General features: G+C 41.8%; 10 protein-coding genes. 6 read left to right on the plus strand and 4 right to left on the minus strand.

Annotation, left to right across the window (positions count from 1 at the left end; translation table 11 throughout):
- Nucleotides 1-139: 139 nt before the first annotated feature.
- Together PBV53_RS03985 and PBV53_RS03990 are read left to right on the plus strand one after the other, a co-directional pair.
- Nucleotides 140-1057: an ABC transporter ATP-binding protein gene (locus PBV53_RS03985; protein ID WP_270095889.1), complete on the plus strand. Its 918-nt coding sequence runs from the start codon at nt 140-142 to the stop codon at nt 1055-1057.
- 4 nt (nt 1058-1061) lie between these two features.
- A complete protein-coding gene (locus PBV53_RS03990; RefSeq protein ID WP_270095890.1) occupies nt 1062-1853 on the plus strand; it encodes an ABC transporter permease in 792 nt (263 codons plus the stop codon).
- Nucleotides 1854-1862: 9 nt separating this feature from the next.
- Here PBV53_RS03990 and PBV53_RS03995 read toward each other — a convergent pair whose 3' ends face one another.
- Both PBV53_RS03995 and PBV53_RS04000 read right to left on the minus strand, forming a co-directional pair.
- Complete coding sequence (locus tag PBV53_RS03995; RefSeq protein ID WP_270095891.1) at nt 1863-2036, minus strand: hypothetical protein; 174 nt, start codon at nt 2034-2036, stop codon at nt 1863-1865.
- A 206-nt stretch (nt 2037-2242) separates the two neighbouring features.
- The gene (locus tag PBV53_RS04000; protein WP_270095892.1) at nt 2243-2395 is read right to left on the minus strand and encodes a hypothetical protein; all 153 of its coding nucleotides are present in this window, start codon (nt 2393-2395) and stop codon (nt 2243-2245) included.
- A gap of 164 nt (nt 2396-2559) precedes the next feature.
- Here PBV53_RS04000 and PBV53_RS04005 point away from each other — a divergent pair, with 164 nt between their 5' ends.
- From PBV53_RS04005 to PBV53_RS04020, 4 genes are all read left to right on the plus strand, one after another.
- Complete coding sequence (locus tag PBV53_RS04005) at nt 2560-3117, plus strand: hypothetical protein (RefSeq protein ID WP_270095893.1); 558 nt, start codon at nt 2560-2562, stop codon at nt 3115-3117.
- A gap of 238 nt (nt 3118-3355) precedes the next feature.
- Nucleotides 3356-4309, plus strand: coding sequence for a DUF4062 domain-containing protein (locus tag PBV53_RS04010; protein WP_270095894.1), 954 nt, complete (start codon nt 3356-3358; stop codon nt 4307-4309).
- 210 nt (nt 4310-4519) lie between these two features.
- Nucleotides 4520-5077: a flavodoxin family protein gene (locus PBV53_RS04015; RefSeq protein ID WP_270095895.1), complete on the plus strand. Its 558-nt coding sequence runs from the start codon at nt 4520-4522 to the stop codon at nt 5075-5077.
- Between the two features lie 168 nt (nt 5078-5245).
- Nucleotides 5246-9460, plus strand: a complete 4215-nt coding sequence (locus PBV53_RS04020) for an alpha-2-macroglobulin family protein (RefSeq protein ID WP_270095896.1) — start codon at nt 5246-5248, stop codon at nt 9458-9460.
- Between the two features lie 249 nt (nt 9461-9709).
- Here the strand turns inward: PBV53_RS04020 and PBV53_RS04025 are convergent, their stop codons facing one another.
- Together PBV53_RS04025 and PBV53_RS04030 are read right to left on the minus strand one after the other, a co-directional pair.
- Complete coding sequence (locus PBV53_RS04025) at nt 9710-10180, minus strand: hypothetical protein (RefSeq protein ID WP_270095897.1); 471 nt, start codon at nt 10178-10180, stop codon at nt 9710-9712.
- The gene (locus PBV53_RS04030; RefSeq protein WP_270095898.1) at nt 10177-11784 is read right to left on the minus strand and encodes a BCCT family transporter; all 1608 of its coding nucleotides are present in this window, start codon (nt 11782-11784) and stop codon (nt 10177-10179) included. Before PBV53_RS04030 ends, PBV53_RS04025 begins: the two co-directional genes overlap by 4 nt.
- Nucleotides 11785-11951: the final 167 nt, after the last annotated feature.

The raw sequence follows: 11951 nt of genomic DNA on the forward strand, positions 1-11951 counted from the left end.
ATTAATTCAATAACTAAAATAATACAGTGTCTATATTATATTATATTATTTTATTTGTTTCTTACTGTGAGGTTTTTGTTCGAAAAATAAGAAAACCTATATCAGTTCTCACACCAATATTTGTTCAAAGAAAAGATCGGTGATATACATTCCTCAAGTTATCGTAGGCAAAGATGTCAGAAAAGAATTTGGTGAGTTCACGGCTGTAGATAGCGTTGCTTTTTCTGTTGATGAAGGGGAGCTGTTCGGCTTTCTGGGACCCAATGGTGCGGGCAAGACGACCACCATGCGTATGATACAGTGTATCTCTCCAATGACATCGGGTACACTGGAGGTCTTTGGGATGGATGTGAACTCTCACCAGCGGGAAATAAAGTTCAAGATGGGTGTTGTTCCTCAGGAGAATAATCTGGACCCTGACTTTACGGTCTATGAGAACCTCTTTGTTTTTTCGCGTTATTTCGATATTCCTGAGAATGAAGCTAAAAAAAGAGTTGAAGAACTTCTTGAGTTTGTGCATCTGGAAGAAAAACGCGATACTATGACCGAATCGCTTTCAGGTGGTATGAAAAGACGTCTTGTGCTTGCAAGGGCACTGATCAACAAACCAAGGTTGCTGATACTCGATGAACCGACGGTGGGGCTTGACCCCCAGTCAAGACATCTTATGTGGGACAAGCTCAAAGGTCTCAAAAAGCAGGGCGTTACGATCGTGCTCACAACACATTATCTTGAAGAGGCCTCTCAATTATGTGACAGGCTTGTCATCATGGACAATGGGAAGATACTCGTTGAAGGCAGCCCCAGAGATCTCATTCAGGAACACATTGGTCCTGCAATAGTCGAGACCGATAAAGATCCTAATATCATCTCCTGCCTTGAAGCTCATCAGGCAAACTATGAGGTGCTCGGGGAGGAGATCCAGATATATACTGATAACCCACAGGAGATAACTGATCATCTCTTGTCGGAATGCAAGTTGAAAAGGGTTACTGCACGCACAGCAACACTTGAAGATGTTTTCCTGAAATTGACGGGAAGGAAGCTCAGGGAGTGAGAAGATGGACATAGGCATGTATTTCAAACCCCCGGAATTAACATCGGGAGCTTTCAAGGTCTGGCGGCGAAATAAGGATGTTTTCATGAAGAATGCCAAATTGAATCTCCTGCCACCATTCATCGAGCCTTTGCTCTACCTTTTTGCCATGGGATTCGGTTTGGGCATGTTCATCGAGGAAATAGACGGTGTACCCTATGCAAAGTTCATAGCCCCGGCACTGATCTCGGTCTCTGTTATGTATGGTGCTTTTTTCGAGTGCAGCTACGGCTCTTATGTGAGGATGTACTACCAGAAGACCTTTGATGCCATCATTGCAACCCCTTTGAGCATCGAGGATGTCATAATCGGAGAACTGCTGTGGGGTGCCACACGCAGTACAATAAGTGCCACATTGATGCTGCCTGTGATTGCATTGTTCGGGCTCATCACTTTTCCCCATTCACTGCTGATAATCCCATTCGCTTTCCTTGCAGGCCTGCTTTTCGCATGTCTTGGAATGTGTATTGCAGCGGTTACCCCGAATATAATGTCCATCAATTACCCGATAATGCTTTTCATCACACCGATGTTCCTCTTTAGCGGAACGTTCTTCCCTCTGAACGTACTGCCTGAGATAGTCCAGTACATCGCACTGGCAATATTGCCACTGACACATGTCGTGATGATAATAAGAGCACTGACCTTCGGAACACCGGGATTGGAACTGCTTTTCAACCTTGCATGGATAATTGGAGTTTGTGCAATAGGGTTTGTTGTCTCGGTCAATATGATGAAGAAAAGACTGGTCGTCTGAGCTTAACACTCACTTTTTGCCTGACAGGTCCTTGACTTCCATACACCTACGACTATTCTCACATCCGAGACTGCGTCTGTAATCAGACCTTATCTCTTTTTTTGCAGTCTTGACCATCAGCTCATCAAGTTCCTCTTCGGTCAGTTCGCATGTTTCCTTGTCAGTTTCTTTTTTGTTGGTCATTGGTGTGTTCCGTTCTTTGATGCTTGAAAATGATAATGATCTTTTTATTTTAATTTTATTGGAAGGGATGTTAAAGTGGACAAAATGAAGAAATGTAAAATATTAGGTGAATTATGACAAACGGAATCAAAAAAAAGGCTGTATAGGCGTTATTTTAAGTTTGACATTTCTACTATGTTTAACAAAATTAGAAGGAATGTGAATTATTAGACTTTTCTGCGAAAATAAAACATTACTACTATAGCTACTCCAGCTCCAATTACCGCTGAACCATAAAGAGGAATACCTACCAATGCAAGCAAACTAAAAGCAATGAAATAAATTAAAACTAACTCTACACTTGTTACTTCGCGTTTCATGTTATCATCTGTAAAACTCTTTATACAAAACATTTATGTGTAATTTGTCAAAATATGTACATTTGTAATTCTTCTATATCTGACATCTAAACAAGGAATGTAAAAATTAATACTTTCAGGATATTTACTTTATCTATTTATACTTTTAAAGATTATTTGAAAACATGGATTTCATATACATAATAATGTATGCGATTTTAGTATTCCCCTTTTTTTGTATCGTTAAAATATCAATGAATTATAAAACGGTAAAAACTGCAAATAGTTACATAGGGAATGAAAAATACGAATGTATAATAATATCAGATCATAGTTTAATTGACAAATTGATGATTTATTATTCTGGTGTCGGATGGCTAATTAAAGCCTTAAATAATTTTAATATAAATTACAAGATTTTGACCGAAATAACACCAGAAGAGGTCAAATCAATTTTATATGATCAAAATTGTTATGGAATCTATCTTTTAGGGCACGGTAAGAGAGCTGGATTATCTATATCAGGAAATATAATGGACTATTCTCAATTCAGAAATGCTCCAAAAAAAGATTTTGTTGTACAATTACATTGTAACCATTCTAATGGAGAATCGCTTGCTGATCTAATCGCCATAGATAAAAACAAATCAAATGTATCCAATGGGACAAGATCTGCTATACGTAATAATGGATATTTTTTCAAATATTGGGTACAAAGCAAATTGTACAAATTTAACTTTTAATGTACAATTGTAAATCTCTAATATTTGACACTTTTTGAAGGAATGTGAAAATTAAGACTTGTATAGATTTGTGGATGTAAATTTTATACCTTATATAGCAAGTAGGGGATGTAGTAACATGAAAAAAGTGTACTTTTTATAATTAATGTAGCTTAAGAAAAACATATAACTAATAAATGTTACTTACCATATAGATTTAATAGTTTAGCATTTTTTTAAACTATCTTCAGGTGTTTATGTGACAAAGCCAAGAATATTTGTAAGTTCTACATATTATGATTTAAAACACATTAGAAGTAACCTTGAAACTTTCATTGACAATATGGGGTATGACTCCATATTATTTGAGAAGGGAGATATTCCATATAAATCCACAGCCCCACTCGATATATCATGCTATGATGAAATTGACAGTTGCCATATGTTTATTTTAATTATAGGTGGACGGTATGGAAGCCCATCATCTGAACTTCGAGAAAAAAAAGACGAAGATGAGATTTGCACAGAATATAATTCAGTCACCATTGAGGAATATCGAGTCGCTCGAGAGACCGATATACCCATATTTATTTTTGTTGAAAAAAACGTATATTCAGAATACCGCACTTACAAGGAAAATAGAGATGCAGAATTTGAAATCAAATATGCTTATGTAGACAATATAAATGTTTTCAAATTACTTGATGAAATTAATCAGCAAGACCGAAATAATGTAATGCGTGACTTTGATAAATTTGAAGATATATCAAATTGGTTAAGGGATCAATGGGCAGGGTTATTTGCAGACTATCTTATGAATCAAAGGAATGAAAAAATTGTAAAAGGCATGTCTACAAAGATAGAAGAATTGTCTCAACTAACAGCAACTTTGAGAGAATATACTGAATCCATCATGAGAAAAGTTCAACCGGATGACTATGAAGAAATTATAAACAATGAAAAAGAAAAGAATATTTTACTTCAAAAACGCCTTTTTAAGTCAGAACATGTCATCAAGTATATTATGAGAGAGGATAAAACTTTAAAAGTAGATACTCTCTATTCTGTGTTCAAAAAAGTAAAATCATATGAAGATTTTATTGAAAATATTGGTATTAATGATAAAATAAAAGATGAGTTACTAAATAATATGAGTGTAAAGATTGATTATGAGCAATTACGTTTACGTATAGGATTACGAGAAGATATGTAATTTTCAGATAATGCTACCAATCTTCTTTCTATTTTTTTTAGTGTTTCACTCCTTAAATTTACATTTCATTCAATAATGTTTAACATTTAACGTACAATTGTAAAATTTAACAGCATTAAAACCCCTTTCAGAATCCTCATCATTCTAACTCTTTAGATAACTTTAAAAATAATAATCATCCATATTTATTCACGCATAGGGAGTGAAATAATGAAAGTATTGGCAATAATTGGAAGTCCGCGTAAGAACGGTAATACGGATGTAGTTGTACAGAAGGTGCTTGAAGGGGCAGCAGAAAAGGGTGCTGAAACAGAGAGCATTTACATCAATGAGCTGGATTTCAGGGGTTGTCAGGGGTGCGGGCTTTGTAATGTGATGGCAGATTGCAAGCTCAAGGATGACATGACGGATGTTTATAAGAAGCTGGAAGATGCGGATGCTTTTGTGTTCGGTTCCCCTATATATTTCGATCAGTTCACCGGACAGATGCGCTCATTTTTGGATCGTTGCTATGCTCTTGTGGATGCAGAGCTTAAACCAAGGTTACCTGTGGGGAAGAACGCTGTTCTCGTAAGGGCACAGGGAGATCCTAACAGATCGACGTATGAGAACGTCTTTGATGAGTTCGGAAATATTCTGAAATTATTCTTTGGTATGACGGTCACAGACAAGCTTGTTGCAGCTGGATATGACCTGCCAGGCTCTGCGAGAAAGGATGTGGAATTGATGGAGCAGGCAAAACAGGCGGGGCTTCACTTACTTGACTGATATTTGATCTTTTCCGGCATGATGCCGGAGGTTCTCTTTTTTGATATTGACATTTTTTATATAACCATAGGTTCGAACAGTTTCGAAGTTTAAGCTAAGTTTATACGCAATTGGCAACAATCTTCTTCTTACATATCAAAAAAATAATTGAACAAAGGTAGTGTCAAAATGAAATATATCGGGGTTACAAAAAAAGGATTCTGTTTGTTGGTCTTGCTATCGTGTATTCTGCTGGCAGGATGTATCGGGCAGGACGAGAGACAAGCTCAAACTTCTTCGAATGAAGCTCTCACCTATGATGAGGGTGGAACTTATTCCGAAGAGGACGAATATCTGGTGCTTGTACCGAAATCGCTGTTCTCAGGCGGGGAAAGTTCTGTAACGATGTCTGCTTTCCTTGATGATGAACCGGTCAGCAGGGGTATCGAATATACCCTTACCAGTGCATCAGGGGAGATCACCCCACTGGTAAAGGCGGCTACGTCTGAATCTGGTAACAATGTAGCGAAATTCGATGTACCGGATGTCGAAGAGGGAAGCTATACACTGACCGCAACACCCTCCGGTGCTGAAAAGGGTTTTACTACAACCGTTAAGGTGGTGCAGAATAATCCTATCTTCATCGAAACTGACAAACCTATATACAAACCCGGGCAGACCATCCATGTACGTCTTCTCAGCCTGAACAACAACCTTGTTCCTGTCGTTCAGAACACCACCGTTGAGATAGCTGATGCAAAGGGAGTGAAGATCTTCAAGGATGATCTTGTCACCAACGAGTATGGGGTTGCTTTCTTTGATCTTCCGCTTGCCTCTGAGCTGAACCTTGGAACATGGAAGGTGAAAGTGACATCAGGAAGTTCAATGTCCGAAGTGGATATCAGGGTGGAAAAATATGTACTTCCCAAGTTCGACCTCGAAACTTCCACTGAGAAAAGCTGGTTCCTTGCCGATGAACCTATTACAGGCACGGTCTCTGCTAACTATTTTTTCGGAAAGGTCGTTGAAGGTACTGTTGAGGTAAAGGCTTCCAGATACGTAGGTGTCTGGGAAGAATACGCAACTTCCACTGCTCCTCTTAAAGACGGAAATGTAGAATTTGCACTTCCTGCTGTTGGATATGTGGCAGGCACCTTTGGGGCCGGAGGGCAGGGTAGTGTCATGCTGAATGTGACCGTGACCGACACCGGAGGGAATAGTGAAGAAACTACCGAACTGCTCACCATAGCAGAGCATCCGTTCATAATGCAAATGATCCCGGAATCCAATTCCATCAAACCGGGAATGCCTCTTTTGGTCCTTCTTGTAACAAAGGACCCCGGAGGAGAACCCCTTGAAAAAGAGGTTACCCTAGTTTCCAATTTCAGGGATGACAGTTACAACTATGACGAGAGCAAAAATACCTACACAACAGAGAACGGCATTGCTCTGGTCACACTGGAGATACCCGAGGATGCTGTGAGTGTCGAACTGCATGCTGTCTCAGAAGAAGTTGAAGTTACCAGTACATTGAACTCGGTCTATTCCCCAAGTGCCAGTTTTCTGCACTTAAGCCAGGTAAGTGAAGGCATACCGGAAGTCGGGGATACCATCTCGCTCAAGGTCTATTCAACTAACGCGGGAACTGTATTCTACGATGTTTTCGCAAACGGTAGAACAGTTTATTCTGCAACAAGTGATGAGCCGCAGATAAACATCCCGGTCACACCACAGATGAGCCCGTCAGCGAAGGTCGTTGCATACCTGATAAATCCGAACAATGAGGTTTCCGCCGACAGCCTGCCCTTCGATGTCAAGTTCAGCACTCAGGTGGACTTCTCCACAGGATTCGATAAGGAAACTGTGGCACCGGGTGACGCTGTCTCGGTCGAGCTGGATGCAGGCACCAAGTCCATGATAGGACTTTCCATTGTGGACGAATCCGTATATGCATTGAGCGAGGGCAGACTGAATCTGAAACAGGTGTTCGATGAGCTTGAAATTCGCTTTATGGAACCTCAGGTCGAAGCGCATCCACAATATTTTGGATATCAAACAACTGCTTATGATGTTCTTGATGAGGCCGGAATGATAGTATTGGCATCCGGCAGTCTTGAGATACCAAGGTCAGAAGTGGATGGGGGTATGGGCGAACCTCGGTTTGTGGCATTTATGGCAAACATAGATGGTATGGAAGTTGTAGATGAAGCTGTAATGGAGATGCCCATGGAAGATGCTGCAATAGATGACAAAGCAGGTTCAGGGGAGCAGCTTGCAGAAGTGGAGAGAGTACGCCAGTTCTTCCCTGAAACATGGATCTGGATGCCTGATATTCTGACCAATCATGACGGATTGGCAACCCTTGACCTGAATGCGCCTGATTCCATCACCAAGTGGAGACTTCATGCGGTGTCCTCAGGTCCGGAAGGCATCGGAATATCCGAAGCAGGACTTACGGTGTTCCAGAATTTCTTTATCGATCCTGATCTGCCTTATGCTGTTATTCGTGGCGAGGAGTTCCCGGTTCAGGTGCATGTGTACAACTATCTCGACAAGCCTCAGAATGTGAAGCTGACACTTTCCGGTGCAGAATGGTTCGAGCTGGTGGGAGATGATGTTGTTGAAGTGAGCGTGGATGCCAATAGTGTGACCCATGTAAGTTTCACCATTCGTCCCACCAAGGTCGGGGTGCAGACAGTTGAACTGACAGGACAGACCACTGAGAAAGCGGATGCTATCCGTAAGACGATCATTGTTGAGGCGGAAGGGGTCACTAGAGAGATAGTGGATAATGGTATCCTTAAGAACGGTACCGTTGAGCTGGATGCAACACTGCCTGATGCCATAGTACCGGATTCCGAAAAAGTGATACTGAGCTTTACGCCAAGCATCGTAGCCCAGACGATCAGCGGAGTCGATGATCTGTTGGGTATGCCTTACGGATGTGGTGAACAGAACATGATGTTGTTCTCCACCGATGTTGAGGTGCTGCGTTATCTCAAGGCCACCGATCAGCAGAATCCCGAGGTACAGGCCAAGGCATTGACGTTCATCACAACAGGATACCAGAGGGAGCTCACTTTTATGCATGCCGATGGCTCTTTCTCTGCTTTTGGAGAGAGTGATGGTGAAGGCAGTCTGTGGCTTACTTCCTTTGTACTTTCCCAGTTCAGTGGTGCCAGAGACCTGACGACCATCGATGAGAATGTTGTAAGGGAAGCAGCGCAGTGGATAGGTTCACACCAGAAAGAGGACGGTTCATGGGAGGCAGTCGGCTTCGTTATTCATCAGGATATGATGGGAGGTGTGAGCGGCACTTATGCCCTTACGGCCTATGTGACACTGGCACTCGATGAATATGGCTATGCTGCTCCTATAGTTATGGAAAATGCCCGCAGCTATCTGGAAGCAGAACTTGATAAGCAGGATGATCCATACGCCCTTGCCATAGGTACTCTTGCTCTTCAAAAGCTTGAAAGTGACAGGGTAGATGAGGCAACGGAAAGACTTCTCGAGCTGGCAAAAGAGGACGAAAACGGCGTGTATTGGGGATACGATGATGTCATGCCTGAGCCTTACGAGTTTGGTGGTTATGGTTTCCATCCTATCTCAAGCAAGAATGTTGAAACCACAGCCTATGCCACACTTGCGTTGATCGAAACGAATGACCCAAAGGCAAGCTCATCATTGAAATGGATAGCAGCCCAGCGTAATTCCAATGGCGGTTTTTCAAGCACGCAGGATACTGTCATGGCTTTCAGGGCATTGATGACGGCGGCAGCGGTTGCAGGAAGGGATGTGGATGCCACTGTTTCTGTCAGAGGGGATGGAGTGGAACTCAAGGGCCTTAGGATAACTTCCGAGAACTACGATGTTGTGAACATCATTGAAGTTCCGGAAGGCGTTGAAGTTCTCGAGATGGAACTTTCCGGGACCGGAGAGCTGAACTATCAGGTTGTCAGAAGGTTCAATGTGATCCTGCCTGAGATCATCGAGCATGAACAGATCGAGCTTGATGTTGAGTACGATTCAACAGATGTGGAAGTCGATGACGTGGTAAAGGTTGATGTTCGCCTGAAATACAATGGTATGCCTGGTATCAGAGGAGTCGTTGAGTCCAGTGGAATGATGATAGTGGATATTGCAGTACCCACAGGTTTCACTCCGGTAGGGTCCAGTCTCGAAGCCCTTAAGGAAGACGGCACCATCACCCGCTACGAAATAGCCGGTCGCAAGGTGATCTTTTACATCGATGAGATGATGCCCGGAGAGGAAATGGAGTTCTCGTTGAATATGAGGGCAATGTTCCCGGTAAAGGCGATGGTGCAGGAGAGCAGTGCGTATTCATACTATAGTCCAGAGGTGAAGGCGGAAGCGAAGGGTATGAACGTGACTGTAACGTGATCCGTTTTCTTTTTCCTTTTCTCTTTTTTTGAGCATTACAAGTGCTAATGTTTTTATTGAGTACACATTGAAGGCGTTGTATTTTGGAGCTAAAATTTATATACAGTGAGCATGTATTAAACATGTCGAAAAATAGACAAGTATGTCTATATTGTGAATATTATCTATGACACAAAAGAAAGATTAAAAGGAACTTTATGGATATAGAAAACGTCTTTTCAAGCAGTTAATCAAATTCAGATATAAGGATCAGTACTTTATCCATTTCTCATATTCTCCAAGGAACCTGTCGATGATTTCCTTTGTTGTCAGTTCCTCAATATCGTATTCTTTCAGGGTACCGGTTCTCAATACGATCTCTGCTTTCTGAACGCGTGGCTGGTCTTCCTCGGCATGCTGTGGAAATGCGAATTGCATCTTCTGGTAGGTCTTGCCTCTTATCCGGAAGCAGAATTCTTCTATCTCTTCATCCGGGTTGGTCTGGGATGGTGTGTAAACTATGATGGATGCGTAATTCAGGTTTGGTTCATCCATATCGATGACAACATCTTTTCCGTGTTCTTCAAGCTCTGTCTTCAGCTCATGATAAGATGGAAGAACCACATTTTTAATAAAATCCCTGATATTCATCCGGGCGAATTTCAAATAGACATCGGACGGAGTTCCTTCTTCATCTTCACTTTTAAGTATATTATTCAACTTCTTTTTCAGCTCACTCACTTCTTGGTACCCCCGTTCCTGAAGATGTTGTCTACCAAAATTTTTGTCCTATTAATAGATATTTCTTCCGGTTCATTTTTGTTGATCTTTGCAGCCTCAATGATCTTAGTACCCCTGCCCTCACTTCTAAGACCTTTTACAATGCTGTAGCACATGAGGATCATGACCATACAGAACGGAAGTGCTGTTGTCAAAGCTGCTGTCTGCAATGCAACAAGACCTCCTGTAAGCAGGAGCACAGCAGCCACTGCACCCTGAAGGATAGCCCAGAAGAACCTGAGACCAACACCAGGTTGGGGATTGCCGTTGGATGATAGAATAGAGATGACCAGTGATCCGGAATCCGATGAGGTAACAAAGAAGGTGGTGATAACAATGGTTGCAAGCACAGAGCTCAAAAATGGTACTGGGAGCCTTTCCAGAAGAACGAACAATGCAGTGGGTACACTGGTCTGAACAACCTGGGAGATACCGCCGGCTCCGAACAGTTCTATGTGTATAGCTGTATTTCCAAAGACGATTATCCAGAAAAAGGTAATAAGTGCAGGTGCTATCAGGACACCTCTTATGAACTCCCTTATGGTTCTGCCCTTTGATATACGTGCAATGAACATGCCCACAAAAGGTGACCATGAGATCCACCAGCCCCAGTAGAACATTGTCCACATGCTCTGCCACTCCACACCTCTGTAGGCATCGGTCTGGAAGGTTAGGGCTACCAGGTGCTGCATGTAATATCCGATGCTCTGAACATAGGAACTGGCAAGGAAGACCGTCGGGCCTGTGATGAATACAAAGAGTATGAGTAAAGCTCCAAGACCTACGTTCATCAGGCTCAATATACGTATCCCTTTGTTAAGTCCGGAGACCACAGAAGTTGTGGCAAAGATGGTGATTATTACAATAAGGATTATCTGGTTACGAAGGGATACCGACATAATTCCGATATATTCCAGGCCTGCATTTATTTGCATGACACCAAGACCAAGGGATGTCGCCACACCGAAAAGTGTTCCGAAAATAGCAATTATCTCCACAAGGTCTCCGCGGAAACCGTAGATCTTGTCTCCGAATATCGGATACATTGTTGATCTGATAGTAAGGGGCATATCATGGCGATATGAAAAGTAGGCAAGAGCAAGCCCGACTATAATATATATAGCCCAGGCGTGAATACCCCAGTGGAAGAACGTCAGGTTGATGGCTTCTTTTGCTATGGAGATGCTATCCATCCCGGGATTTCTTGGTTCAACAATATGCAATATGGGCTCTGCAACACTGTAGAACAGCAGTCCGATCCCCATACCTGCACTGAAAAGCATTGCAAACCAGGTCCTGTCCCTGTATTCCGGAAGATCATCCTCTTTTCCAAGCTTTATGTTGCCAAAGGAGCTGAAATAGAGCCATATCACAAAGAAGAGAAAGAATGCAACTGAAACGATATACACCCACCCAAAACTTGTAACGATGAAATTCTGGATGGTTCCAAAGACATCTCCAATGGATGATGTAAAAAATATTCCGAGGATAACAAAAACAGATACTAGTGTGGCCGATGTATAGAATACGGTCTTATTTACTTTTTCTTCTGCCTTTTCATCCATTGAACACATATCCTCCATATACTTGAGATCATGATATACGAAATAATTGACCGTTTATCACAATGGACCAGTTTTAGAGGGCTAATGTGTTAAATATTTGTATTATTTTTTTACTGTCCCAAATTCAAATGAGTAATATCTGAAATGCAAAAACAAAAATACCAACA

This window comes from Methanococcoides alaskense, assembly GCF_027594145.1.
GTDB lineage: Archaea > Halobacteriota > Methanosarcinia > Methanosarcinales > Methanosarcinaceae > Methanococcoides > Methanococcoides alaskense.

What these genes read in the sequence shown, in the direction of transcription:
- PBV53_RS03990 (WP_270095890.1), top strand. Translation starts at nt 1,062, where the DNA reads ATGGACATAGGCATGTATTTCAAACCCCCGGAATTAACATCGGGAGCT.
- PBV53_RS03995 (WP_270095891.1), bottom strand. Translation starts at nt 2,036, where the DNA reads ATGACCAACAAAAAAGAAACTGACAAGGAAACATGCGAACTGACCGAA.
- PBV53_RS04000 (WP_270095892.1), bottom strand. Translation starts at nt 2,395, where the DNA reads ATGAAACGCGAAGTAACAAGTGTAGAGTTAGTTTTAATTTATTTCATT.
- PBV53_RS04005 (WP_270095893.1), top strand. Translation starts at nt 2,560, where the DNA reads ATGGATTTCATATACATAATAATGTATGCGATTTTAGTATTCCCCTTT.
- PBV53_RS04015 (WP_270095895.1), top strand. Translation starts at nt 4,520, where the DNA reads ATGAAAGTATTGGCAATAATTGGAAGTCCGCGTAAGAACGGTAATACG.
- PBV53_RS04020 (WP_270095896.1), top strand. Translation starts at nt 5,246, where the DNA reads ATGAAATATATCGGGGTTACAAAAAAAGGATTCTGTTTGTTGGTCTTG.
- PBV53_RS04030 (WP_270095898.1), bottom strand. Translation starts at nt 11,784, where the DNA reads ATGGATGAAAAGGCAGAAGAAAAAGTAAATAAGACCGTATTCTATACA.